Genomic DNA, 24487 nt, shown 5'->3' with positions numbered 1-24487 from the left:
ACCCGACGGAGAGGCCATGGGCAGTTCCCGGCAGAACGTCACCTTCCCCAGCAACGGGCACACCGCGCACGGGTATCTGGCGCTCCCGCCCCAGGGGGTCGGCCCCGGCGTGCTGGTGGTCCAGGAGTGGTGGGGACTGACCAGCCACATCGCCGAGCTGGTGGACCGCTTCGCCGCCGCAGGCTTCGTCGCCCTGGCGCCCGACCTGTACGGCGGCGAGGTCGCGCACGACCGCGAGGAGGCGGCCCGGATGCGGGCCGAACTCCCGGCCGCGCAGGCCGCCGAGGACCTGCGCGGCGCCGTCGACCTGCTGCTCGGTCACCCCGGCGTGGTGGGCGACGCGGTCGGGGTCGCCGGCTTCTGCTTCGGCGGCGGCCTGGCGCTGGTGCTGGCCGCCCAGGAGGGCGACCGGGTGGCCGCCGTGGTGCCCTTCTACGGGCTGCCCGACGACCCCGACTTCGACTACCGCGGCCTCACCGCGCACGTGCTCGGCCACTACGCCGAACTGGACCGGTCCTACCCGCCGGCCGCCGTCGACGAGGCCGCGATCCGGATCGGCGAGGCCACCGACCGGCGGCCGGAGATCCACTTCTACCCGGCGGGCCACGCCTTCATGAACGACGAGAACCCCGGCGGCGCCTACGACCCGCTGCAGGCCCGGATCGCCTGGCAGCGCACCCTCAGCTTCCTCTGGGGCCACCTGGGCTGAGGCCGCCCGGCCACCCCGGGGGCAACCGCCCGGGGTGGCCGGGGCGTCCCTGCGGGCAACCACCACCCGCCGCTCCCTGGGGGATGCCCGTGCCCCGTCCGCTGCTGTACCTCGACGTCGACGGCGTGCTCAACCCGCTGCGCCCGCACCCCGACGCCGGCTTCGACAGCCACGAACTGCTCGGCTACACCGTGCTGCTCGCCCCCGCGCACGGCGACTGGCTGCGCGAACTGGCCGTCCGCTACGACCTGGTGTGGGCCACCACCTGGGAGGAGGAGGCCAACGCGCGGATCGCCCCGCTGCTCGGCCTGCCGCCGCTGCCGGTGGTCCGCCTGACCGGGTACGTGCCCCGGCCGGACGACCCCAAGGTGCCGTTGCTGGACCTGTTCTCCGGGCGCAAGTGGGCCCCGATCGTCCGCCACGCCCAGGGCCGGCCGTTCGCCTGGCTGGACGACATCATCCCCGGCAGCCTGCGGCGCCGCGCCGTCCTGCGCCGCGACCGGCTGCTGCTGCGGATCGATCCCGAGCACGGGCTGCAACGCCGGCACGTGGACCGGCTGCTGACCCGGCCCCCGGCGCGGTGGCTCCCGCCCGCCCGGAGACTCCCGCCGGTCCGGGGGCTCCCGCCCGCCCGGTGAGCGACCAGGCCACCGGTCACCGGTTGGCATTGTCGGGAAACACCCGATCGGGGATAGATTCACCGCATGCGAATCCGGATCATCGACGCCTTCACCGACCGCGCGTACAGCGGCAATCCCGCCGCGGTCTGCCTGCTGGACGGGCCCGAGTGGCCCGGAGCCGAGCAGATGCGCCGGATCGCCGCCGAGATGAACCTCTCGGAGACCGCCTTCGCCCTGCCGCTGCCCGGCGGCGATGCCGACTGGGCGCTGCGCTGGTTCACCCCCGTCGAGGAGGTCAACCTGTGCGGGCACGGCACCCTGGCGACCGTGCACGCCCTGCACGCCGACGGCCTGCTCGGGGAGGGCTGGGTCCGGTTCGACACCCGGGGCGGGCTGCTGCGCGCGCTGTGCGAGGCGGACGGCACCATCACGCTGGACTTCCCCGCCAACCCGCACCTGCCGCAGGAGCCGGCCCCCGGCGTCGAGCAGGCGCTCGGCCGGCCGGTGCTGGCCGCGTACGGCACCGGCGCGCTGGGCGACAGCCTGCTCCTGCTGCCCAGCGAGCACGCCGTCCGGGCGCTCTGCCCCGACCTCGGCGCGCTGGCCCGGCTCCCGGTCCGCGGCATCCTGGTCACCGCACCGGCCGACGACCCGGCCGCGGGCTACGACTTCGTCTCGCGCTACTTCGCCCCGGCCGCCGGGATCGCCGAGGACCCGGTCACCGGCAGCGCGCACACCGCGCTCGCGCCGTACTGGGCGCAGCGGCTCGGCCGCACCAAGGTGACGGGCTACCAGGCCTCGCCGCGCGGCGGTCTGGTCCGCTGCGAGGTGACCGGCGACCGGGTGCTGCTGGCCGGGCGCGCCGTCACCGTGCTGGACGGCACGCTGCGGGCGCTGCCCGCCGGCTGAGCCGGGCGGCCCGGCCCGGCCGTGCCCGGCCGGCTCAGCCGGTGGGCAGCCAGCCGACGTGCCCGGCCAGCAGGGCGTAGCCCACGAAGGCGACCGTGTCGATCAGCGCGTGCGCCACCACGAACGGCATCACCCGGCCCCAACGGCGGTACAGCAGGCAGAACACCGCGCCCATCACCATGTTGCCGACCAGCCCGCCGATCCCCTGGTAGAGGTGGTACGAGCCGCGCAGAAGCGAGCTGGCGAGCACCGCCGCGGGCCAGCCCCAGCCGAGCTGTCGCAGGCGGCGCAGCAGGTAGCCGAGGACGACCACCTCCTCCAGGATCGCGTTCTGCCAGGCGGAGGCGACCAGCACCGGGATCCGCCACCAGACGTCCGGCAGGCCGGAGGGCGCCACCGTGAGGTTGACGTCCGCCGCCTGCGCCGCCAGGTACAGGGCCAGGCCGGTGCCGCCGATCACGGCCGCCACCGCCGCGCCGCGGCGCAGGTCGGAGAGTTTGCGGGTGAGGTCGAAGCCGAGCACCCGCAGCGAGGTGCCCTCGCGGACCAGCAGGTAGCCGACCAGCACCACCGGCATCAAACCGCGGGCGATGTAGTAGAGCTGCCAGGCCAGGTCGAGCCAGGGCCGGCCGGGGGCCCGCGACCCGTTCAGCACCGCGACCTGCTGGCCGAGCGCCCCCGCCTCGGTGAGCGAGCCGACGAAGCTGATCGCGGCCGACAGGCCGCTCGCGCCGAGCGAGAGGCCGAGGACGATCAGCAGTTCCACGGCCAGCAGGCGGCGGGAGCCGATCGCCGGCGCTCCCGCCGGGTCGGACTCGGTCGAAGCGGACGTCACCTGGTCTCCAGCGCGCGGTGCCCTGCCCCGCGGCCGTTGCTCCGGGGGCCCGGCGGCCGTGGCGGCCTCCGGGCCGGTCATCCTTCCACAGCCGGATGAGAAGCCGGTGCGGGTGGCGCCGGTGGGGGTGGCGCCGGTGGCGCGGAGACCGCCCGGCTCACCCCACCGGCCAGGTGCACCCGCTCACCCCACCGGCCAGGTGTGCACCGGCTCCCCGGCCCGCATGTGTTCCAGGTAGCGCCGGGTCATGGTGGCGATCGCCGCCTGCGGGTCCATCCCGAACTGCTCGCGCAGCCGGTGCACGGTGGCGGCCTGCCAGGCCGCTCCGTTGGTGCGGCGCAGGCAGCGCTGCTCGATGATGCCGAGGTAACGGTCCCGGTCGGCCGGCTCGATGCCCCACTCGTCGAGCCCCTGGTACGCCAGCGGGAGCAGCTCGTTGAGCACCAGGTCGGTGGCGGCCACCGGGGCCGGGCCCCGGCCGGAGCGGCCCCGGCCCGGCCAGTGCAGCACGGCGTCGATGCCGTACCGGGCGGCGGTGTGGAAGTTCTCGTCGGCCTGGGCGAACGGCAGCCTGGTCCAGACCGGCCGGGGCTGCTCGGCCAGCACCCGGACCAGCCCGTAGTAGAACGCGGCGTTGGCCAGGGTGTCGGCGACCGTCGGCCCGGCGGGCAGGCAGCGGTTCTCCACCCGCAGGTGCGCCACCCCGTCCGCGATGTCGTACACCGGCCGGTTCCAGCGGTAGATGGTGCCGTTGTGCAGCCGCATCTCGGCCAGCTTGGGCACGCCGCCGGAGGCGAGCACCTTGACCGGGTCCTCGTCGTCGCAGATCGGCAGCAGGGCCGGGAAGTAGCGCAGGTTCTCGGCGAACAGGTCGAGCACCGAGGACACCCAGCGCTCGCCGAACCAGGTTATGGGGCGCACGCCCTGCGCCTTGAGCTCGGCCGAACGGGTGTCACAGGCCTGCTGGAACAGCACGGGGCGCGTTTCGCGCCAGAGCTCCCGCCCGAACAGGAACGGCGAGTTGGCGCCCAGCGCCAGCTGCACCGAGGAGATCGCCTGCGCCGCGTTCCAGACCGAGGCGAACCGCTCCGGGGTGACCTGGAGGTGCAGCTGGAGCGAGGTGGCGGCGGCCTCGGCCACCATCGAGACCGACTCCACGGCCAGGTGCTCGACGCCCTCGATGTCCAGCGCGATGTCCTCCCCGCGGGCGGCCAGGATCTGGTCGCTGAGCAGGGTGTACCGGTCGTTGTGCGACATCGCCTCCAGCCCGGTGTGGTCCAGGTCGAGGGTCGGCAGGATGCCCACCATGGCGATCCGGGCACCGACCTCGGCCGCCTTGCGGTCGGCGTAGCGCAGGCCGGTGTCGACCTCCTCGCGCAGGTCCTCCAGCACGTGGCCGCCCAGCCGCCGGGGCGCGATGTTCACCTCGACGTTGAACTGGCCGAGCTCGGTCTGGAAGTCGGCGGAGGCGATCGACTGCAGCACCCGGGTGTTCCCGAGCACCGGCAGGCCCTGCTCGTCCACCAGGTTGAGCTCGATCTCCAGGCCCATCATCGCCCTGGGGCGGTCGAACCGCTGCTCCCGCAGCATCCGTTCCAGCACGTCCAGACAGGACTGCAGCTTCCGGCGGTAGAGCTGCCGGTCGGACAGCTCCGCGCGGGTCGCCACGACCTTCTCGCCCATGGGTGCTCTCCCCTACCCCTCGGTCGACGGTGCAAGCAATATGCCCATCCGGAAGATCGATAGCCCGTCGATTCGAACACCTCACCGGGACAAGATTTCTGACCCTCTTTCAGAGACACCTCGACTTGCACGGCACCACCGAACGTGATAAGAAGGTCACCCTGCGCACCTGTTCGAGTAGAATTCGCACTGCGCCCCGGCCCGGTCGCCCGCCACTCGACCCCTCAGCCGACACCGGCTGGTCGACGGCGGGCCCGCGCACGCACCGCGATCATGCCCAACCGGACATGGCCAGGCCCCGCCACATCGACGCCATGCCGGTATGCCGCACTCGCACGCCGATCTCGCACGGAGAGGCGACTCACCATGACCATGCAGACCCCTCAGCCCCCGCCCGGCGCACTGCGCGCGGTGCTGGCCGCGCTCGACTCGGAGGCCGGACTCCGCCAACCGGCGGCCTCCGTCCTGCGGCACGGCCCCGGCCCGCTGCAGCCCGCGCACCCCCTCGCGGTGTACGTGCTGGAGCGCCCCGGCGCCAGTCCCACCGAGGCCAGGCGCACCGGGTGGCGGTTCCTGATCAAGAACGGGGCCGGCGAGTTCGCGGCCTCGGCCGAGGTGGTCGAAACCCCTGCCGGGCACGCCTTCTCGCACTTCACCGCGGGGCCGTACCTGGACTCCACGCTGCGGGCCCTGCGACAGGCCTGGCAGCTGGCCCAGGCGGCGCACTCCCGGCAGCAGCCGAGGCTGCTCTCGATGCCGGGGCACTACGCGACCGCGCTGTGGCTGCACGGCCCGACCGCCTCCGAGGATCTGATCATCCCGCTCGCCCCGGCCCCGGTCGGCGTCACCGCGCACCGGGTCTACCCGGCGGCCGAGCTGCTGGCGGCCCTCGACCACTCCCCCGTCGCCGCGCCCGCGCCCGCGCTGCTGGGCGGTTCCTGACCGCTTCGCCGGGCAGCGACCCGGCACCACCCGGACGGGCCATCGCCGGCTGACCGATTCGAGTCAGTCACGGATGGCCCGTCCGGCGTTCCAGGACGTCGCGGGAGGGCCGGTAGGGTGGTCTCCGGCCCCGACGTGTGGCGTGAGTCACGAAAAGGCTGCGCGAGGGCGGTCGGATGCCGACACTGGGAACCAGCACGGAGGACCAGCTGTCCTACCCGGTGCGGAGCCGGTTCACACCTGAGCCGGCCGGCAGGATCCGCCGGCAGGGCGGCGCCCAGGGGGGTGGCCGTGCGGCGGGTGTGGATCGCGAGCGAAGCGAGGGTACAACGATGTGCCAGCACCGACCTGAGTGTCCTACCGCCGACTCCCCCGACCGCGAGGCGGCCGTCCCCGTGGCGCTCCACCCGGACCAGGGGTGGAGCCTGCTGTGCAACGGCGTCCTGCAGTTCGAGGACACCGGCGAGCTGCTGCCGGACGGCCGGGTGATCGCGCCGCACCGCCCGCTGGCGCTCGCCGCGCGCTGACCCCGCCCGGTCCCGACCGGACCGACCACGCCGAGGGCCCCGGAGGATCGCTCCTCCGGGGCCCTCGGTTCACCGGGCTCAGACGCCGTAGTCGTCCAGCGGCGGGCAGGAGCAGACCAGGTTGCGGTCGCCGTAGGCCCCGTCGATCCGGCTCACCGGCGGCCAGTACTTGTCGGCCGGGTTGACGCCGGCCGGGAAGACGGCCTCCTGACGGCTGTAGGCGTGCTCCCACTCGCCCGCCATGGTGGCGGCGGTGTGCGGGGCGTTGCGCAGCGGGTTGTCCTCGGCCGGCCAGACGCCGGAGCCGACCTTCTCGATCTCCGCCCGGATCTCGATCATCGCGGCGCAGAACCGGTCGATCTCGTGCAGGTCCTCGGACTCGGTGGGCTCGATCATCAGCGTGCCGGCCACCGGGAAGGACATGGTCGGGGCGTGGAAGCCGTAGTCGATCAGACGCTTGGCGATGTCGTCCACGCTCACCCCCGTCTCCTTGGTGAGCGGACGCAGGTCGATGATGCACTCGTGCGCGACCAGGCCGCCGGGGCCGGTGTAGAGCACCGGGAAGTGCGGGGCCAGCCGCTTGGCGATGTAGTTGGCGTTCAGCACCGCGACCTGGGTGGCGCGCTTGAGGCCCTCGCCGCCCATCAGCCGGACGTACGCCCAGGAGATCGGCAGGATCGCGGCCGAGCCCCACGGGGCGGCCGAGATCGGGCCGACACCGGTGGCCGGGCCGGCCTCGCTCTGCAACGGGTGGTTGGGCAGGTACGGCGCGAGGTGCGCGCGCACCGCGACCGGGCCGACGCCGGGGCCGCCGCCGCCGTGCGGGATGCAGAAGGTCTTGTGCAGGTTCAGGTGCGAGACGTCCGCGCCGAACTTGCCCGGCTTGGCGAGGCCGACCAGCGCGTTGAGGTTGGCGCCGTCGACGTACACCTGGCCGCCGGCCTCGTGCACCAGGGCGCAGATCTGGGTGATCTCGGTCTCGTACACGCCGTGGGTGGACGGGTAGGTGACCATCAGCACCGAGAGCTGGTCGCGGTGCTGCTCGATCTTGGCCTTGAGGTCCTCGACGTCCACGTCGCCGTCGACCAGGGTCTTGACCACGACCACCCGCATGCCGGCCATCACGGCCGAGGCGGCGTTGGTGCCGTGCGCGGAGGAGGGGATCAGGCAGACGTCGCGCTGGGCGTCGCCGTTGGCCAGGTGGTACGCGCGGACGGCGAGCAGGCCGGCCAGCTCGCCCTGGGAGCCGGCGTTCGGCTGGATCGAGACGGCGTCGTAGCCGGTCACCTCGACCAGCTGCTGCTCCAGCTCGCGGATCAGGGCAAGGAAGCCGCCGACCTGCTCGACCGGGGCGAACGGGTGCAGCTGGCCGAACTCGGGCCAGGTCACCGGCTCCATCTCGGTGGTGGCGTTGAGCTTCATGGTGCAGGAGCCGAGCGGGATCATGCCGCGGTCCAGCGCGTAGTCCCGGTCCGACAGGCGGCGCAGGTAGCGCAGCATGGCGGTCTCCGAGCGGTGGCTGTGGAAGACCGGGTGGGTCAGGTACTCGTCCTCGCGCAGCAGGCCGGCGGGCAGCGTGTCGGCGGCCTCGGCCACCTGGACGTCCTTCAGGCCGAAGGCGGCCCAGACGCCCGCCAGGTGCTCGCGGGTGGTGGTCTCGTCGCAGGAGATCGAGAGGGTGTCGGCGTCGACCCGGAACAGGTTGATCCCGGCCTCGGCCGCGGCGGCCACCACCTCGTCGGCGCGCCCGGGGACGCGGGCGGTCACGGTGTCGAAGAACGCGCCGTGGGCGAGCTCGACGCCGCCGGCCCGCAGGCCGTCGGCGAGCGCGGCCGCGTAGCGGTGGGTGCGGCGGGCGATGTCGGCCAGGCCGTCGGGGCCGTGGTAGACCGCGTACATCGAGGCCATCACGGCGAGCAGCACCTGGGCGGTGCAGATGTTGCTGGTGGCCTTCTCGCGGCGGATGTGCTGCTCGCGGGTCTGCAGCGCCAGGCGGTAGGCCCGGTTGCCGTCCACGTCGACCGAGACGCCGACCAGGCGGCCGGGCAGGTTCCGGGCGTACTGGGCGCGCACGGCCAGGTAGCCGGCGTGCGGGCCGCCGAAGCCCATCGGCACGCCGAACCGCTGCGAGGTGCCGCAGGCGATGTCGGCGCCGAGCTCGCCCGGCGACTTCAGCAGGGTCAGCGCCAGCAGGTCGGCGGCGACCGCGACGACCGCCCCGAGGCCGTGCGCCTGCTCGATCAGCGGGGCCAGGTCGCGGACCGCGCCGGAGGCGCCCGGGTACTGGAGCAGCACGCCGAAGACGCCGCGCTCGGCGATCTCGGCCGGGATGCCCTCGGACAGATCGGCGACGACCACCTCGACACCGGTCGGCACGGCGCGGGTCTCGATCACCGCGGTGGTCTGCGGCAGGGTGTCGGCGTCGATCAGGAAGACCCCGCCCTTGACCTTGGTGACCCGGCGGGCCAGCGCCATCGCCTCGGCGGCGGCGGTGCCCTCGTCGAGCAGCGAGGAGCCGGAGGTGTCCAGGCCGGTCAGGTCGGAGACCAGGGTCTGGAAGTTGAGCAGCGCCTCCAGCCGGCCCTGCGAGATCTCCGGCTGGTACGGCGTGTAGGCGGTGTACCAGGCCGGGTTCTCCAGCACGTTGCGCAGGATCACCGGCGGGGTGAAGGTGCCGTAGTAGCCCAGGCCGATCATCGAGGTGAACACCTGGTTGCGGGCGGCCAGGGCGCGCAGCTCGGCGAGCACCTCGGCCTCGCTGCGGCCGGCCGGCAGGCCGAGCGCGGTCAGGCTCTTGATGGCGTCCGGGACGGCGGCGTCGGACAGCTCGTCCAGCGAGCCGTAGCCCACGTGGGCCAGCATCTTCGCCCGGGCGGCGTCGTCGGGCCCGATGTGGCGGTTCTCGAAGGGGCTTGCCTGCTCGAGCTCGGTGAGGGTGGCGTCGCTGCGGCGACCGTTGGTCGGCTGGGCGTTCATGGGGGTCGAAGCCTCCTGGTCGATGACCGGCTGGGGTGCGGACGCCGACCGGCGTTCGCCGCTGCGCAGCAGCGGCGGCCATGAGCGCACGAACCCGACAGGCCTCCCCCTCTGTCATCGGGACCTGAGAGCTTCGCCCGCACGGGAGGCCCGGGGGCCGCCCGCCGGCTTGCACCGTCGGTGAGGGTGGTGCCGCCGGCTCCCGCGCCGGCGATCCTGCCCTGCTTTCCAGAGTGACCTGTCCCACACGGTACGGGTGCCTGAGAGATTCCGGGGAGGAGTTGCTCCTTCGGCGCCCTGACGCCCGGCTTCGGCGGGCTCAGGGACTCTCCCGAGCGGGCTCGGCGGTCGCCGCCCAGGGTACCAGCGCGGTTCCCGCGGATCACGGGCCAGGTCGGACGGGCCGGGCGCCGCCGTGCCCCGGACGGCGGCGCCCGGGTCGCCCACGTCCGATTGATGGCTTTTCGTGTGAAGTGGCGGACGGCCAGCTCCTTCGACCGCCCCCTTGACGGCCATTCGCAGGAGCAGTTGGACGGAGGACAGCGTGCAGACCGATATCGATCCGCGCGACCTGATCGGACACAAGGCGGTCGACCGGAACGGTGACAAGATCGGCACGGTGGACGAGGTGTACCTCGACGACGCCACCGGCGAGCCGGAGTGGGCCGCGGTGCGGACCGGGATCTTCGGCCGGGACGCCTTCGTCCCCCTGACCACCAGCGAGTTCGCCGGCGACGAGCTCCGGGTGCCCTACGACAAGTCACTGATCAAGGAGTCCCCGGACTTCGGGGTGGGCCAGCACCTCTCGCCCGCGCAGGAGCTCCAGCTCTACCGCTACTACGGGCTGGACGCCGGCGGTCCGACCCAGCCGGTCTCCGCCTCCAACGGTTCGGCCGCCGCGGCGGCCACGGTGGCGGCGGGCGACCGCAGCAAGGACATGGACTTCGGCAAGGTCTCCTCCGGTCCGGCCACGATGGCCCCGCCGGAGTCCTCGACGTCCTCGACGTCCTCGACGTCCTCGGCATCCTCGAACCTGAGCGCCCCGCCCTCCTTCGGCTCGGGCCCGCCGACCGCCGTGCCGATGGCCGTACCGATGTCGGCGCCGGCCGAGGCGCCCACGGTGCACGGCAGCCCGATGGCCACGGCACTGCACACGGCGCCGCCGAGGTCCGCGCCCGACACCCGGATGCCCGAGGAGAAGCAGCCCGAGCAGAAGCGGCCGGAGCAGCTGCGGCCCGAGCAGGGCCGGCCCGAGCAGGAGCGCCCGACCACCGCGGCGCCTAGCTCGCCGGGCGACCCGGTGGAGGTCACCTGCCGGGAGGAGCGCCTCGACATCACCACCGAGTGGCACGTCCTGGGCACCGCGCGGCTGCGCAAGTACGTGACCAGCGAGCCGGTGGAGCGCAAGGTCCCGGTGGTCCGCGAGCGGGTCCGGGTGGAGCGGGTGCCGGTCACCGATGCAGAGCGGGCCGCGCTGACCGAGCAGGAGATCGCCGAGGGCGTCGAGGAGGTCACCCTGCGGGAGGAGCGTCCGGTGGTGCGCAAGTACCTGGCGCCGATCGAGCGGGTGCGCCTGGTGGTGGAGCGCTACACCGAGGAGGCCGTGGTCCGCGAGGAGCTGCGCCGCGAGCAGGTGGAGATCCACGACAGCACCGCCCCGGCCGCCGCGGACACCCCGCCGACCGGCCAGGCCCAGCGGTCGGCGCCGGCCTCCGGTTCGATGCCGGACGCCCACCGCCCCGAGCCGCTGCGGCCGTCCTGAGCCACCGTCACCGTCCGCTCGTCGCAGGCCGTTCGAAGTCCCGTCCCCGCGTCCGCCGGGGGCGGGACTTCGGCTTTACCGAAGCTTCACCACTCGATATTTGACACACTGAACTATTCAGCGGCATGGTTACTTCATTCGATTCACTATCTCGTGCCTGAAGCAGCGCGCTTCGGGAAGCCAGAACCGGAGGAAGAACCGTGAGTGAGGCATCACAGCCCGCCATCACGGCCGACAAGCCGACCAGTGCCCGGGTGCTCCCCGCCCTCGTGCTGGCCATGCTGGCGTTCAGCGTGGTGCAGACCGCAGTCGTCCCGATCCTGCCCTCGCTGGCCAAGGAACTGAACGTCTCCGGCTCGAACATCACCTGGCTGATGACGGCCAACCTGCTCTCGGCCGCCGTCCTCACCCCGCTGCTCGGCCGGTTCGGCGACCTGCGCGGCCGCAAGCCGATGCTGCTGGTCTCGCTGGCCGGCCTGGTGGCCGGCTCCGCCCTCGCGGTCGGCACCCACTCCTTCACCTGGCTGGTCGTCGCCCGCGTCCTGCAGGGCGCCGGCGGTGGCGTGCTGCCGCTGGCCATCAGCATCGTCCGCGACGAACTCCCCCGGGAGAAGGTCACCGGCGGCGTCGCGATGATCAGCGCCTCGATGGGCGTCGGCAGCGGCCTCGGCCTGGTCGCCACCGGCCTGCTGCTGGAGCACTGGAGCTACAAGTCCATCTTCTGGATGGGCCTGATCTTCGGCCTGATCGCGGTCGCCCTGGTCGCCCTGCGGGTGCCCAAGGACCCGGTGACCGACAAGGAGGGCGGCGCCGACCCGCTGGGCGCACTCACCCTCGCCGGCTGGCTGTCCGCGCTGCTGGTCGCCGTCAGCCAGGGCAACAACTGGGGCTGGACCTCCAACAAGACCCTCGGCCTGTTCGCCGTCGCCGCCGTGGTCGCGCTGGTCTGGATCATCATCGAGACCAAGGTCAGCCACCCGCTGGTCGACATGAAGATGATGTCCCGCCCGGCCGTCGCCTTCACCAACATCTCCGGCCTGCTGATCGGCTTCGGGATGTACGGCTCCTTCCTGGTCATCAGCAACTTCGCCCAGACCCCGGAGAAGCTCACCCACTACGGCTTCACCGCCACCGTGCTGCACGCCGGCGTCATGCTGCTCCCCTCCGCGGTCGGCTCGATGGTCGCCGCCCCGGTCGGCGCGCTGCTGATCGCCCGCCGCGGCCCGCGGCTGCCGCTGGTCCTCGGTGGCGTGCTCGGCGCGGTCTCGATGGCCTACCTGGCCCTGCGGCACAGCGCCGAGGGCGACATCTACACCGCCTCCGCCGTCTTCGGCCTCGGTGTCGGCCTCGCCTACGCGGCCATGCCGGCGTACATCAACGGCGCCGTCCCGGTCGAGCAGAGCGGCATCGCCAACGGCATGAACGCGGTGCTGCGCACCGTCGGTGGCGCCGTCGGCACCGCCGTGATGGGCGCCATCCTGACCGGCGACACCATCAAGGGCCTGCCGATCCCGGTGCTGCTGCCCACCCTGGACGCCTACAAGCACGCCTTCTGGACGGCAGCCGTGGTCTGCCTGGTCGCCGCCGTCGTGCCGTTCGCGATCCGCACCGTCAAGTCGGCCACCACGCCCGTCGAGGCGGCCGCCACCAGCCCCGAGCTGGCCAAGACCGACGCCTGACGAGGCGTCCTTCCTCGCGGCCGGGACGGGACGCGAGGAGATCGGGCACGGGGGTCGACGAGGGCATCGCGACCACCCGGGCCCGGCCCGGCAGACGGCTCCGCACCTGGGACGGGTGCGGGGCCGTTGTCGTACCCGCCGTCGTCGTACCCGCAGCCGTCACCGCAGCGGCAGCGCGCCCGAGGCTTGCAACAGCGGATCCTCGATCGCGAAGGTGCGGACCCGGCCCGGCGGGCTGTCCGGCGTCTCGAAGCGGACCGTCACCCGCCCGACCCCGCTGCCCTGCACCCAGCCCGGCCCGTACTCCTCGTGCGTCACGTCCTGCCCCGGCCACCAGCGCCGCGGCGCCGGCTCCTGCTCCGGTTCGAACGCCGGCGTGGGCCGCTCCGGGGCGGGCTCCCCCTCCTGCGGCACCGCCGAGCCCTCCGACTCCTGCGCCGCCTCGGCCGCCTCGTGCGCCTCGTGCGCCGCGGCCTCCCGGACGGCCTGCGCGAAGAGGTCCTCCTGGGTGTAGTCCGCCAGCTGCGAGACGCCGACCCCGAGCAGCCGCACCCCGCCGGTGGTGTCCACCTGCAGGGCCAGCCGGCGGGCCGTGGAGGCGATCACCTCCTCGTCGTCGGTCGGTCCGCGCAGCGTCTCCGACCTGGTCAGCGTGGAGAAGTCGAAGCGCCGGACCTTGAGCACCACCGTGCGGCCCGAGCGCCCCGCCGCCCGCAGCCGGCGCACGCAGCGGGCCGCCAGCACGTCGATCTCGTGCATGATCCGGTCCCGGTCGGCCAGGTCGACCTCGAAGGTGTCCTCGACCGAGACGGACTTGGCGTCCCGGTCCGGCACCACCGCCCGCTCGTCGACGCCTATCGCCATCTGGTGGACCCCCGCGCCGTGCGCCCGCCCGAGCAGCTGCACCAGCTCCTCCTGCCCCGCGGCCGCCAGGTCGGCCACCGTGGTCAGCCCCACCCGCCGCAGCGCCTGCTCGGTCGCCGGCCCGATCCCGGGCAGCGCCCGCACCGGCATCGGGCTGAGCACCGCCTGCTCCGACCCGATCTCCACCAGCACCAGGCCGTCCGGCTTGGCCCGCTCGGAGGCGATCTTGGCCATCAGCTTGGACCCGGCCGCCCCCACCGAGGCGGTCAGACCGGTCCGCTCCAGGATGTCGGCCCGCAGGTCCTCCGCCAGCGCCAGCACCAGCCGCGCGCCCTCCACCGGCCCGGCCTGCGCCAGCGCGGGCCCGTACGGCCCCGCCTCCAGGTCCACGAAGGCCTCGTCCAGGCTGAGCGGCTCCACCAGCGGCGAGCGCTCCCGCAGCAGGCCCATCACGATCTCGCTGGCCCACCGGTAGGCCTCGAACCGGCCGGTCAGGAACGCCGCGTTCGGACAGAGCCGGCGGGCCTGGGCCATCGGCATCGCCGAGTGCACGCCGAACTTCCGCGCCTCGTACGAGGCGGTGGACACCACCCCCCGGCCGCCCAGCCCGCCCACCACCACGGCCTTGCCGCGCAGGCTCGGCTTGGCCGCCTGCTCCACCGCGGCGAAGAAGGCGTCCATGTCGAGATGGATGATGCTCGGCACCGTACGCACGACCCGATCATCCCGCAGGGCTCTGACATTCCGATCGAACGGCGGGGCCGCCCCCGCGCCCGGGCGCGTCCGGTGCCCGCGCTCAGTGCGCGGCCGCGTCGGCCAGCGCCCGGCCGACCCCGGCCTCGTGCGGCCCGAGGAACTGCGGGTCGGGCCGCCACCAGGCGTTCAGCAGCGCCTTCCCCGCGCCCGGGATCTCCCGCAGCCCCCCGTAGTACCAGGTCACGTCCTGCGGCTCGTCGACCCCGACGGCGTACGAGTCGATCCCCGCCGCCTCGCACAGCGCCAGGGCCCGGCGGACGTGGAAGGACTGACTGATCAGCACCGCCCGGTCGACCCCGAAGACCTGACGGGCCCGCGCGCAGGAGTCCCAGGTGTCGAAACCCGCGTAGTCGCCCACCACCCGGACCTCCGGCACCCCGCGCTGGATCAGGTAGTGCCGCATCGCGTCCGGCTCGTCGTAGCCGGCGCTGCTGTTGTCGCCGGTCACCAGGATCGCCTGCACCTTGTGCTGCTGATAGAGCGCCAGCGCCGCGTCCAGCCGGTGCGCCAGGTAGGGCGAGGGCTCGCCGTCGAACAGGCCCGCGCCGAAGACCACGGCGACCGGCGCGGCGGGCGCGCTCGCCACCGTGCCGACCCGGTCGCTCTCGTCCAGCCAGAGCCAACCGCTCGGGGCCAGCCCGAGGCAGGTCAGCAGGACCACCGCCTGGTACCAGCGGCGCTGCCCGCGCCGGCTGCCCAGCCCCGGAATCCGGCGCCCCCGACGTGTCCGGCGTGCCATCGCCACTCCCCCTGACCTTGATCGACCCACTCGCCCCCACGCAGCGCGGGGCCCGGACGGTTCCCCGTCCGGGCCCCGGTCCTTCGGCGGCGGGTCAGCCCGCGCGGTTGCGCCGCTGCGCCAGCTCGTCGGCCGGGTCGTGGCCGACCATGGTCTCGCCGGTGTCGGTGCGCTCCCCGTGCAGCCGGCCGAGCGTGGCCTCCAGCTCGCGGCCGACCGCGCCGACCGCGATGCCGAACATGCCCTGCCCCCCGCCGAGCAGGTCGACCACCTGCTGCGGGGAGGTGCACTCGTAGACCGTGGCGCCGTCGCACATCAGCGTCAGCCCGGCGAAGTCGGCCGGCTCGGCGGACCGCAGGTGGTTCACCGCGACCCGGATGTTCTGCAAGGACACCCCGGCGTCCAGCAAGCGCTTGACGATCTTGAGCATCAGGATGTCGCGGAAGCTGTACAGCCGCTGGGCACCGGCCGGGTACGCGGAACGCACGCTCGGCTCCAGCAGCCCCGTCCGCGCCCAGTAGTCCAGCTGCCGGTAGGTGATCCCGGCGGCCGCGCACGCCGTCGGGCCGCGGTAGCCGAGCAACGCGGAGGTCGGCGCGAGCCGCTCGATCGCGGGCTGGCCGGCCTGCACGGCCGGGAACCGCCCGACCCTGGGCAGCTCCGGCTCCAGGGTCTCGACCGCCGCCTCGGCACCCCACGGGGGCGCGAGCAGACTGCGACCGCTGCGCGGGAGGTGCACGGCGCACAGGCCCCCGGCAGCCAGGTCATCGCCGGTGCCGCTCATGCCAACCTCCGTCCACTGCTGCTGCGGGCCCGAGGGCCCCGGGTGGCCCAACCAAGCGGAGCCATCCCTGACGGTAAGCAGTCGCCAGTGACGCGTCAACGATCGCCACGCCGGGGCTCACCGCCAATGTCACTCCACCGAGTGGTTTTGACCGGCCCAGGAGCGGGAAGATGGAGACACTTCGCCCATCGCGACTTGCGGACGCCACCGACCGGGGATAAAGAACCCGTCAACTATCGGGCCGGGCCGCGGGACTACTGCTGACCGCCGAAGTCCTCCGGCGAGACCTGGTCCAGGAACTCGCGGAACTTCTCGACCTCGTCCTCCTGCTCGTCCGGGATCGAGATGCCGGCCTCCGCCAGCACCTCCTCGCTCCCGTAGATCGGCGTACCGGTGCGCAGCGCCAGCGCTATCGCGTCGGACGGCCGGGCGCTCACCTCCACCCCGCCGGCGAAGACCAGTTCGGCGTAGAAGACGCCCTCGCGGAGGTCGTTGATCCGCACTTCGGTGAGCTGGTGGCCCAGCGCGTCCAGCACGTCCTTGAACAGGTCGTGCGTCAGCGGCCGCACCGGCGTCATGCCCTGCTGGGCGAAGGCGATCGCGGTCGCCTCGCCCGGACCGATCCAGATCGGCAGATACCGATCGCCCCCGACCTCCCGCAGCAGCACGATCGGCTGGTTGGACGGCATCTCCACCCGGACACCCACGACGTCGAGCTCATTCACACTGGCAACCCTATGGCCCACACGGCCGATATGAAAGCGCAGCCGGTCCGGCCCACCCGATTCCGGCCGCCACCCGGCCGATCACCGCCCGCCGCGGCCCGTGACCCTACGGTTTCGGACGCAGTCCGGCCTGCACCATCGCCGCGTGCAGCCGCACCGAGAGGGTCGCCAGCTCGCGCGCGGTGGCCTCGGCGTGGGCCCGGGTCTGCGGGTTGCGGTGCCGCCGCAGCGGGGCGACCACCTGGTCGACCAGGGCCACCTCGCGGTCGGCGGCCGCCTTCACGGCGCGCAGGTGCCGCGGCTGCAGCCCGTACCGGCCCAGCTCCGCCACCAGCCGGGCGATCTGCAGCGTGTCGCCGTCGAAACCGCCGTCCGGGCCCGCCGACACCAGCCCGTACGCCTCCCACTCGGCCAGCTCGCCCTCGCCCGCCTCGGCGGCGGCCAGCAGCTCGGCCCGGCCGAGCCGGACCCCGGGCGACGGGGAACCGGCCGCGAGCAGCTCGCGGTCGGCCTCGTCCATCGGCCCCGGCCGGTGCTCGGGGGCGGGCAGCGCGGGTGGCTGCTCACCCCGTTCGATCGCGTCCAGGTGCTCGCGGATCACCCGCAGCGGCAGGTAGTGGTCGCGCTGCATGCGCAGCACGTACGCCAGCCGCTCGACGTCGGCCGGGCTGAACTTCCGGTAGCCCGAGGGGGTCCGCTGCGGCTCCACCAGCCCCTCCGCCTCCAGGAAGCGGATCTTGGAGATGGTGACCTCGGGGAAGTCGTCCCGGAGGAAGGCCAGCACGGCGCCGATGCTCAGCAGTTCGTCGCCCCGCCGCCGTGCCTCGCCCGCGCGCCGCGAGGCGGGCACGGGCGAGGACCCGAGGAAGGTGGGAGTGTTAGCGGTCACTCGGGCTCCAGCCGATGTCGTGGTCAGTACCCCCGGTAGTGGCTGGCGAAGAACACCAGCCGGTACTTGCCGATCTGGACCTCGTCGCCGTTGTTCAGCGCGACCTCGTCGATCCGCTCGCGGTTGACGTAGGTGCCGTTCAGGCTGCCCACGTCGGCCACCGTGAAGCCACCGTCCTGGCGGCGGCGGAACTCCACGTGCCGGCGCGAGACCGTCACGTCGTCCAGGAAGATGTCGCCCTGCGGGTGACGGCCGGCCTCGGTGACGTCCGAGTCCAGCAGGAAGCGGCTGCCCGAGTTCGGGCCGCGCTGGACGATCAGCAGCGCGGAGCCCGGCGGCAGCGCGTCGATGGCGGCCAGCACCTCGGGCGACAGCGCCGGGGTGGCGCCGGTGCCGGTCGCGTTGGGGTCGTAGGACTCCAGGCCGGAGATGGTGATGGTCGAGGTGGTCTCGGCCGCCCCCTCCTGGTGCACCCCGGCCCGCAGCGGCGTGCCGCAGTTGGAGCAGAACCGGGCCGTGACCGGGTTCTGGTTGCCGCAACGGGGACACGGGGTGGAGCCGGCCATGTTCACAGCCTCCTGGCGCGGCACACCCGGCTGGACGTGCCCGGCGTAGGGGTCCGGGGCAAACCCTCCACCAGAGGTTGAGGGTCCTGTCGGGAAACCTATGCGCGGCGCGCCCGAGGAATCAACCGACGCGCCGTACGACGCGCCGAAGCCTTCGGTGGGGATGCCGGCGCCCTGGGTCGCGTTGTCGTCGCGGTACAGCGGACGCTGCTGCTGGGCGTACTGGTCCGCGTCCGGCGCGGGCCTCATGCCCGGCACGCCGGATTCCTCGTCGCGGCGGTGCCGCGCCGTGGGCGCCTCGACGGCCACGTCGCGACGGTTGCTGCGGCCGAAGAGCTTTGCGAAGAAACTCACGGGCGAATCCCCTTGTGTGTGACAGACCCGCCCGCGGGGCAGGGTGAGAGGCTCGGGCACGCGGTACGCCCGGGGTCGGGCTGGTGCCGAGCAGGTGTTGTGTCCCAGTGTGACCGACCGTCCACGGTCGTCCGCCACCGGGTCCTGACGGGAGTTGACGGCGCGTCCGGATTCCGCTCCGTCACTTCGCCGCCGGCTTGCCGTACTGCAGCTGCTTGGGAGCCGCCAGCGCGTCGACGACGACCTTCTGCTGCTGGGTGATGGTCGCGCGCGCCTGGTGGTTCTCCAGCGTCCGCACCACCCCACCCGGGATGTTCAGGGCAGGGGTCAGGTCCTGCGGGTTGCCGACCACGGTGAACCGGAACGGCTGCGCGACGTCCTTGCCGTCGATCTGCACGCCACCGGACGACGCGTCGGTGAAGTAGGTACCCGCCACCACTCGAACATCGTTGATCTGAATCGCCTCCGCCCCCGCCGCTCGGAGTTCCTGCAGGGTGTCCAGCAGCATATCCGCCTTCACCTGCCCTTGGGGATCATCGATGGTCAGGACGATCCCCGGCCCGGTCGCCGGAACCGTACCCGCCAGAACACCGAGCTCGGCGCTCTTCTTCCGGGTCTGCTCCTGCGCCTCCTTGGCCTGGTTGGAGCTGTTCTCCAACTGGGCCATCGACTGCTCCAGCTGCGTCTTCTCCTGCTGGAGACGCTGCTGGCGGCTGTCCAGTTCGTCGAGGATCCGGACCAGATCCTCCTGCCGGGCGCCGCGCAGCTGGTCGTGGTCGTTGGTCGAGCGGACCTGGATCGCCAGCGCCAGCCCGAGCGAGAACAGCAGCACCGCCACCACCAGCTGGCCACGGGAGATCCGCAGCGGCCACATCGCGGCCCGCAGCCGGCGCCGGCCGTCAACCGGCTCCTGGGACCCGTCCTCCGGCTGCTCCGGCCCGGCCGGCTCCTCGGCCGCCCGCTCGGCGGGCTCCGCGACGGCCGCGGCCTTGGGTGCGGGCACCGGTACGGACGCGGGCGCCGGTTCCGGATCGGGGTCGGGTTCCGGGCCGCTCTCGGCGGCGGTCGGCCCGGCCGCCGGCTCCGGGACGGGCTGCGCCAGGTCGGCCGCCCGCTCCTCGGGCCGGTCGCGCTCCTCGGGCCGGTCCGGCGGTTCGGGCTGCCGCAGGTCGCGCTTGTCGTCGTCGTTGTCCACGCCTGCGCTCCCTACGCCCTGAACACGTGCCGGCGGATGGCCGCCGCGTTGGAGAAGATCCGGATCCCGAGCACCACCACCACGCCGGTGGACAGCTGCGATCCGACCCCGAGCTGGTCGCCCAGGAAGACGATCAGCGCCGCGACCACCACGTTCGAGAGGAAGGAGACCACGAACACCTTGTCGTTGAAGATCCCGTCCAGCATCGCGCGCACGCCGCCGAACACGGCGTCGAGCGCCGCCACCACCGCGATCGGCAGGTAGGGCACCACGGCGTCGGGGACCTCGGGCTGGACGAACAGGCCGACGACCACGCCGATCACGAGACCCAGTACGGCAATCACGGTGTTGGAACTCCTGTCCCTGCGGTGGACGATGCGGTGGCGCTCTTGGAACCGGACGGCTTGGCGGCGCGGGTCGACCGCGCCGCCGACGGGGAGTGCGAGGCCGATGCCGGGGGCGGGCTCGGGGAGGCGGAGGGCGACGGCGAGGCCGGGGCCGACGGGGAGGCGGACGCGGACGGCGAGGCGGTCTCGGGCGTGTCGGGCCGGGCGAACCGCAGCGTGATGCCCGCCGCCGCGGGCAGCTCGAGCTCCTTCTGCACCGACAGGCTCGACTTGATCCCGTAGCTGTCCTGGATGATCCGCAGGTAGCGCCCGGCCTCGCCGTCCTGGAAGGACTGCGCCAGCCGCTTGCCGTCCCCGACCGCCAGCACGGTGTACGGCGGCACCAGCGGCCGGTTGTCGACCAGGATCGCGTCACCCGCCGCCCTGATCGCGGACAGGGCGGTGAGCCGCTGCCCGTTGACCGAGACCGCCTCCGCGCCGCTCAGCCACAGACCGTTCACCACCAGCTGGAGGTCGTGGTCCTTGAGCCGGCCCGAGTTGCGGAAGCTCTCGGCCTCGCGCGGGTTGCTGATGTTGCCGCCGCTCCCGGTGGTGCCGGCGTCCTCGATCACCAGCTTCACCCCCGGGCCGCGGACCTCCCCCGCCCCCGTCCCGGCCGCCAGCGCGGCCGCCCCGCCGTCGCCACCGGCCCGCAGGGCGTCCTGCTGGGTGGTGGCGACCTTGTCCCGCAGGTCCCCCACCTGGCGCTGGAGCCGGTCCGCCGAACCGGTCGCGTCCTTGATCCGGTGCACCAGCGCGTCCCGCTCCTTGGCGAGCGTCGGCTCGGCCTCGTGCGAGGTGACCGCGCCCACCGTGACCACGGTCGCCGCGAGGGCCAGGCCCAGCGCCAGGGTCAGCCGGCCGCGCAGCGAGGAGGGCAGGCGGCTGCGCCCCTCCATCCCCCGGGCCCGGGCCGCCTCGGCGTAGCCGTCGTCCAGGCTGTGGTCCATCACGGTGGTCAGCAGGGACATCGAGGCGTCCGGGCGCGCGAAGCGTCCGTCCCGGTCACTCGGCGTCGGCGTTGCTGGCATGCGGGACATCGTCCCATGTCCCCCACCCGGCCTACGACCTGCCCCCGTGGACCGGACTCGCATTGCTGGTCGGATCGTGACAATGCGGACAGCACGGCGGGGTGGGACGGTGACCGTCCCACCCCGCCGCCCGCCGGGCGCTACCGCCCGGCGGAGTCCACCACCGCACCCCACTCGTCCAGCAGCTGCTGGGCGGCCTGGTCGTCGGGGCCCTCGGCCCACAGGTGGGTCACGGCCTCGGCCGGGTCCGGCAGGACCAGCGTCCAGCGGCCGTCCGGCTCGACCACCCGGACGCCGTCCGTGGTGTCCAGCCGCCGGCTGCCGGCTGCCTCGACCACCGAGCGCATGACCATGCCCTTGGCGGCCCACGGCGTCGCGACGTCCCGGCGCTGGATGTGCGCCTGCGGGATCCGGGCGTCGATCTGGCTCAGCGTGAGCTGGGTCCGTGCCACCAGGCCGACCAGCCGGACGAAGGCCGCGGCGCCGTCCAGCACCCCGCTGAACTCCGGCACCACGAACCCGCCGCGGCCGTCACCGCCGAACACCGTGCCCTCGGCGGCGGCAGCCTTGGCCAGGTCGTCCGGCGACGTGGAGGTCCAGATCACCTGCGTCCCGTGGTACGCCGCGACCTGCTCGGCGATCCGGGTCGTGGTCACCGGCAGGGCCACCTGGCCACTGCGCCGCTCCGCGGCCACCAGGTCCAGCAGGACCAGCAGCGCCCGGTCGTCGTCGATGACCCGACCGAGCTCGTCCACGAAGGAGACCCGCTCGCCGACCGGGTCGAAGCGCACGCCGAAGGCCGCCCGCGAGGACGCCACCAGCTCACCCAGCCGGGCCAGCCCGGCCCGCCGCTCCTCGGGGTCCTCGGTGGGCCTGGACTCGTCGAGGCCGCCGGCCACCGTCAGGGCCTCGACCCCGAGCCGGCCGAGGATGCTCGGCAGCACCAGACCGGCACTGCCGTGCGCCGCGTCCACCACGACCTTGAGCCCGGCCTCCCGGACCCCGGTGGTGTCGACCGCCCGCAGCAGGTTGCTGGCGTACGAGTCGAAGACGCTGGCCGGGTGCAGCAGGTCGCCGATCTCACCGGGGAACGCGCGCCGGAACTCCTGCCGGGAGTACACCCGGTCGAGCTTGCGCTGCCCCGCCTGCGACAGGTCGGCGCCCCGCTCGTCGAAGAACAGGATGTCCAGCGAGTCCGCCACGCCGGGGGTGGTCCGCAGGAACACGCCGCCCGCACTGCCCCGCGCCGTGTGCTGCCGGGCCACCGGCATCGGCACGTTCTCCAGGTCGCGGACGTCGATGGCGCTGGTCTGCAGGGCCGAGATCATCGCCCGCTTGAGCGCTCGCGCACCACGCGAGTGGTCACGCGCGATGGTGACGGTCGCACCCTTCTTCAGCGTGGTCGCGTACGCCCCGGCCAGCCGGACCGCCAGCTCCGGGGTGATCTCGACATTGAGCACGCCGGACACGCCGCGCACCCCGAACAGGTGCTCCTGGCCGCGCGACTCCCAGATCACCGAGGTGTTGACGAAGGCGCCGGCCTCGATGGTCTTGAACGGGTAGACCCGGATGTTGGCGGCGATGTTCGACTCTTCGCCGATCAGGCACTCGTCACCGATCACCGCCCCGTCGTCGATCCGCGCGGCCCGCATCACATCGGTGTTCTTGCCGACCACACAGCCGCGCAGGTTGGACTGCGGGCCGATGTAGACGTTGTCGTGGACCACCGCCTTGTGCAGGAACGCACCGCGCTTGACGACCACGTTGCTGCCGAGCACCGTGTGCTCGCGCAGCTCGACGCCGGCCTCCACCTTGGCGTAGTCACCGATGTAGAGGGGGCCGCGGAGCACGGCCTCCGGGTCGACCTCGGCGCCCTCGGCGATCCACACCCCGGGGGAGATCTCGAAGCCGTCCAGCTCGACCTGGACCTTGCCCTCCAGCACGTCCGCCTGGGCCTTCACATAGCTCTCGTGGGTGCCCACGTCCTCCCAGTAGCCCTCGGCGACATAACCGAAGACCGGCTTGCCCTCCTTGAGCAGCTGGGGGAAGACGTCGCTCGACCAGTCCACCGACTCGCCGGCCGCGACGTAGTCGAAGACCTCTGGCTCCATCACATAGATACCGGTGTTCACGGTGTCCGAGAACACCTGGCCCCAGGTCGGCTTCTCCAGGAAGCGCTCGACCCGGCCCTCGTCGTCAGTGATCGTGATACCGAATTCCAAGGGGTTGGGCACGCGCGTCAGGCATACGGTGACGATCGCGCCCTTCTCACGGTGAAAGGCGATCAACTCGGAAAGATCAAAATCGGTGAGCGCATCCCCTGAGATCACCAGGAAGGAGTCGTCCTTGAGCGCGTCCTCCGCGTTCTTGACGCTTCCCGCCGTGCCGAGCGGGGTTTCCTCGTTGGCATAGGTGAGGTGCATACCCAGGTCTTCGCCGTCACCGAAGTAGTTCTTGACCAGGGAGGCCAGGAACTGGACGGTGACGACGGTGTCCGAGAGGCCGTGCTTCCTGAGCAACCGTAGAACGTGCTCCATGATCGGTCGATTGGCGACCGGGAGCAGCGGCTTCGGCATGCTCGAAGTCATCGGGCGGAGGCGGGTGCCCTCTCCGCCTGCCATCACAACGGCTTTCATTGCGGGTGCGTCCTCCTTCTCGGTGGTGAACCCTGTGGATCCATCAAACCGTTCAAGAGCTTGTCTACCCGGATCAAACCGTCCGACGCACCGAGGCGACCGTGTGAAACCTCTCGGCCGCCCCCGTCCGGGCCCCGCTCAGGCCGCCGCCCGCGCCGCCTTCACGATCTGCCGGGCCTGCACCGCGTAGAGAATGCCCGCCCACCAGTACAGCACGGTGCCCCACCAGATGAAGGCCCAGCTGACCACCTCGGCCGCCGTGGAGATCCAGCTCGAGCCGGCGCCGAGCAGCAGCAGCGGGAAGGCGTACATCAGGTTGAAGGTGGCCGCCTTGCCGAGGAAGCTCACCTGCAGCGGTCCGTACCCGTGCCGGGAGAGGATCGGCAGCAGGGATCCGATGAACACCTCGCGCGCCAGCAGGAGCGCGGTCACCCACCAGGGCAGGATCTCCCGCCAGGTCAGCCCGATCAGCGTGGACAGCACGTACAGCCGGTCCGCGGCCGGGTCGAGGATCTGCCCCAGCCGGCTGATCTGGCCCCAGCGACGGGCCAGCTTCCCGTCCAGGTAGTCGCTCACCCCGCTCGCCATGAGCAGCGCGATCGCCCAGCCGTCGTTGTTCGGACCGCCGAACACCGGCCAGAGGATCAGCCACAGGAAGACCGGGACTCCCACCAGCCGGCCCATGCTGAGCAGGTTGGGAATGGTGAGGATGCGGTCCGTCTGGACCTGCGTCTCCTGGACCTCCACCGGGGGGCCTCCTGGTGCTCACGACTACTTGTGCGGCATTGACCATACAACAAGAAAGCCCCCCACCCTGGCGGGTGGGGGGCTTCTCTGAAAGATTGTTCGGCGGCGTCCTACTCTCCCACAGGGTCCCCCCTGCAGTACCATCGGCGCTATGAGGCTTAGCTTCCGGGTTC

The 24487-nt window shown here is 72.8% G+C and carries 21 protein-coding genes, 1 rRNA gene, 1 pseudogene and 1 riboswitch; of the genes and pseudogenes, 8 read left to right on the top strand and 15 right to left on the bottom strand.

All coding sequences use genetic code 11. The annotated features are described in order from the left end of the window. The first annotated feature begins 16 nt into the window (after nt 1–16). The 3 genes from ABT014_RS29855 (at nt 17) to ABT014_RS29845 (ending at nt 2238) form a co-directional block, all read left to right on the top strand. Nucleotides 17–709, top strand: a complete 693-nt coding sequence (locus ABT014_RS29855; RefSeq protein WP_350642343.1) for a dienelactone hydrolase family protein — start codon at nt 17–19, stop codon at nt 707–709. Between the two features lie 83 nt (nt 710–792). Then, nucleotides 793–1347, top strand: a complete 555-nt coding sequence (locus ABT014_RS29850) for an HAD domain-containing protein (protein WP_350642342.1) — start codon at nt 793–795, stop codon at nt 1345–1347. A gap of 66 nt (nt 1348–1413) precedes the next feature. Continuing rightward, a complete protein-coding gene (locus ABT014_RS29845) occupies nt 1414–2238 on the top strand; it encodes a PhzF family phenazine biosynthesis protein (RefSeq protein ID WP_350642341.1) in 825 nt (274 codons plus the stop codon). Between the two features lie 34 nt (nt 2239–2272). Here the strand turns inward: ABT014_RS29845 and ABT014_RS29840 are convergent, their stop codons facing one another. Further along, nucleotides 2273–3073 carry a CPBP family intramembrane glutamic endopeptidase gene (locus ABT014_RS29840; RefSeq protein ID WP_350642340.1) on the bottom strand — a complete coding sequence of 267 codons (801 nt, stop codon included), beginning with the start codon at nt 3071–3073 and terminating at the stop codon, nt 2273–2275. A gap of 183 nt (nt 3074–3256) precedes the next feature. Next, complete coding sequence (locus ABT014_RS29835) at nt 3257–4756, bottom strand: glutamate-cysteine ligase family protein (RefSeq protein WP_350642339.1); 1500 nt, start codon at nt 4754–4756, stop codon at nt 3257–3259. 366 nt (nt 4757–5122) lie between these two features. Between ABT014_RS29835 and ABT014_RS29830 the strand changes: the two genes are divergently transcribed. Together ABT014_RS29830 and ABT014_RS29825 are read left to right on the top strand one after the other, a co-directional pair. After that, nucleotides 5123–5698, top strand: coding sequence for a hypothetical protein (locus ABT014_RS29830; protein ID WP_350642338.1), 576 nt, complete (start codon nt 5123–5125; stop codon nt 5696–5698). 332 nt (nt 5699–6030) lie between these two features. Then, a complete protein-coding gene (locus ABT014_RS29825) occupies nt 6031–6225 on the top strand; it encodes a DUF5999 family protein (protein WP_350642337.1) in 195 nt (64 codons plus the stop codon). Nucleotides 6226–6303: 78 nt separating this feature from the next. On the opposite strand, the gene gcvP is transcribed toward ABT014_RS29825, so the two are convergent. Next, nucleotides 6304–9201, bottom strand: a complete 2898-nt coding sequence (gcvP, locus tag ABT014_RS29820) for an aminomethyl-transferring glycine dehydrogenase (protein WP_350642336.1) — start codon at nt 9199–9201, stop codon at nt 6304–6306. 238 nt (nt 9202–9439) lie between these two features. Then, a riboswitch (glycine riboswitch) is annotated at nt 9440–9545 on the bottom strand. Between the two features lie 200 nt (nt 9546–9745). On the opposite strand from gcvP, the pseudogene ABT014_RS29815 reads away from it, so the two are divergent. From ABT014_RS29815 to ABT014_RS29805, 3 genes and pseudogenes are all read left to right on the top strand, one after another. Then, nucleotides 9746–10072: pseudogene (locus ABT014_RS29815) on the top strand (PRC-barrel domain-containing protein); the annotation flags it as partial. 66 nt (nt 10073–10138) lie between these two features. Then, complete coding sequence (locus tag ABT014_RS29810) at nt 10139–10963, top strand: YsnF/AvaK domain-containing protein (RefSeq protein ID WP_350642385.1); 825 nt, start codon at nt 10139–10141, stop codon at nt 10961–10963. Nucleotides 10964–11163: 200 nt separating this feature from the next. Next, nucleotides 11164–12642: an MFS transporter gene (locus ABT014_RS29805; protein WP_350642335.1), complete on the top strand. Its 1479-nt coding sequence runs from the start codon at nt 11164–11166 to the stop codon at nt 12640–12642. Nucleotides 12643–12801: 159 nt separating this feature from the next. On the opposite strand, the gene ABT014_RS29800 is transcribed toward ABT014_RS29805, so the two are convergent. The 12 genes from ABT014_RS29800 to rrf all read right to left on the bottom strand — a co-directional run. Continuing rightward, the gene (locus ABT014_RS29800) at nt 12802–14220 is read right to left on the bottom strand and encodes a DNA polymerase IV (protein ID WP_350642334.1); all 1419 of its coding nucleotides are present in this window, start codon (nt 14218–14220) and stop codon (nt 12802–12804) included. Between the two features lie 82 nt (nt 14221–14302). Then, nucleotides 14303–15001 carry a SanA/YdcF family protein gene (locus tag ABT014_RS29795; RefSeq protein ID WP_350642333.1) on the bottom strand — a complete coding sequence of 233 codons (699 nt, stop codon included), beginning with the start codon at nt 14999–15001 and terminating at the stop codon, nt 14303–14305. A 94-nt stretch (nt 15002–15095) separates the two neighbouring features. Then, nucleotides 15096–15785 (bottom strand): MerR family transcriptional regulator, encoded by a 690-nt coding sequence (locus tag ABT014_RS29790; protein ID WP_350642332.1) that lies wholly within the window; start codon nt 15783–15785, stop codon nt 15096–15098. Nucleotides 15786–16039: 254 nt separating this feature from the next. Then, nucleotides 16040–16510, bottom strand: coding sequence for a bifunctional nuclease family protein (locus ABT014_RS29785; protein ID WP_033825432.1), 471 nt, complete (start codon nt 16508–16510; stop codon nt 16040–16042). A gap of 106 nt (nt 16511–16616) precedes the next feature. Further along, nucleotides 16617–17360, bottom strand: a complete 744-nt coding sequence (gene ftsR / locus ABT014_RS29780; RefSeq protein ID WP_350642384.1) for a transcriptional regulator FtsR — start codon at nt 17358–17360, stop codon at nt 16617–16619. Nucleotides 17361–17422: 62 nt separating this feature from the next. Further along, nucleotides 17423–18319 carry a double zinc ribbon and FHA domain-containing protein gene (locus tag ABT014_RS29775; RefSeq protein WP_350642331.1) on the bottom strand — a complete coding sequence of 299 codons (897 nt, stop codon included), beginning with the start codon at nt 18317–18319 and terminating at the stop codon, nt 17423–17425. Between the two features lie 181 nt (nt 18320–18500). Continuing rightward, nucleotides 18501–19514, bottom strand: a complete 1014-nt coding sequence (locus ABT014_RS29770; protein ID WP_350642330.1) for a DUF881 domain-containing protein — start codon at nt 19512–19514, stop codon at nt 18501–18503. 11 nt (nt 19515–19525) lie between these two features. Next, the gene (locus ABT014_RS29765) at nt 19526–19858 is read right to left on the bottom strand and encodes a small basic family protein (RefSeq protein WP_033825430.1); all 333 of its coding nucleotides are present in this window, start codon (nt 19856–19858) and stop codon (nt 19526–19528) included. Next, nucleotides 19855–20931 (bottom strand): DUF881 domain-containing protein, encoded by a 1077-nt coding sequence (locus ABT014_RS29760; RefSeq protein WP_350642329.1) that lies wholly within the window; start codon nt 20929–20931, stop codon nt 19855–19857. The genes ABT014_RS29765 and ABT014_RS29760 overlap by 4 nt, the downstream gene beginning before the upstream one ends. Before the next feature lie 140 nt (nt 20932–21071). Further along, complete coding sequence (locus tag ABT014_RS29755) at nt 21072–23567, bottom strand: sugar phosphate nucleotidyltransferase (protein ID WP_350642328.1); 2496 nt, start codon at nt 23565–23567, stop codon at nt 21072–21074. Between the two features lie 138 nt (nt 23568–23705). After that, nucleotides 23706–24314, bottom strand: coding sequence for a cardiolipin synthase ClsA (gene clsA / locus ABT014_RS29750; RefSeq protein ID WP_350642327.1), 609 nt, complete (start codon nt 24312–24314; stop codon nt 23706–23708). A gap of 97 nt (nt 24315–24411) precedes the next feature. Continuing rightward, nucleotides 24412–24487: ribosomal RNA gene (gene rrf, locus ABT014_RS29745) — 5S ribosomal RNA — on the bottom strand; the annotation flags it as partial.

Source organism: Kitasatospora sp. NPDC094015 (assembly GCF_040304075.1).
GTDB lineage: Bacteria > Actinomycetota > Actinomycetes > Streptomycetales > Streptomycetaceae > Kitasatospora.
Note: the sequence above shows the minus strand (reverse complement) of the source record. Positions and strands in the feature narration are given on the sequence as shown.

Bases quoted from the DNA above. Each gene is read 5' to 3' on its own strand.
- ABT014_RS29755 (WP_350642328.1), bottom strand. From the start codon at position 23,567: ATGAAAGCCGTTGTGATGGCAGGCGGAGAGGGCACCCGCCTCCGCCCG.
- ABT014_RS29790 (WP_350642332.1), bottom strand. From the start codon at position 15,785: ATGAGCGGCACCGGCGATGACCTGGCTGCCGGGGGCCTGTGCGCCGTG.
- ABT014_RS29825 (WP_350642337.1), top strand. From the start codon at position 6,031: ATGTGCCAGCACCGACCTGAGTGTCCTACCGCCGACTCCCCCGACCGC.
- ABT014_RS29810 (WP_350642385.1), top strand. From the start codon at position 10,139: ATGGACTTCGGCAAGGTCTCCTCCGGTCCGGCCACGATGGCCCCGCCG.
- ABT014_RS29760 (WP_350642329.1), bottom strand. From the start codon at position 20,931: ATGCCAGCAACGCCGACGCCGAGTGACCGGGACGGACGCTTCGCGCGC.
- ABT014_RS29845 (WP_350642341.1), top strand. From the start codon at position 1,414: ATGCGAATCCGGATCATCGACGCCTTCACCGACCGCGCGTACAGCGGC.
- ABT014_RS29835 (WP_350642339.1), bottom strand. From the start codon at position 4,756: ATGGGCGAGAAGGTCGTGGCGACCCGCGCGGAGCTGTCCGACCGGCAG.
- gcvP (WP_350642336.1), bottom strand. From the start codon at position 9,201: ATGAACGCCCAGCCGACCAACGGTCGCCGCAGCGACGCCACCCTCACC.
- ABT014_RS29795 (WP_350642333.1), bottom strand. From the start codon at position 15,001: ATGGCACGCCGGACACGTCGGGGGCGCCGGATTCCGGGGCTGGGCAGC.
- ABT014_RS29830 (WP_350642338.1), top strand. From the start codon at position 5,123: ATGACCATGCAGACCCCTCAGCCCCCGCCCGGCGCACTGCGCGCGGTG.
- ABT014_RS29850 (WP_350642342.1), top strand. From the start codon at position 793: ATGCCCGTGCCCCGTCCGCTGCTGTACCTCGACGTCGACGGCGTGCTC.
- ABT014_RS29855 (WP_350642343.1), top strand. From the start codon at position 17: ATGGGCAGTTCCCGGCAGAACGTCACCTTCCCCAGCAACGGGCACACC.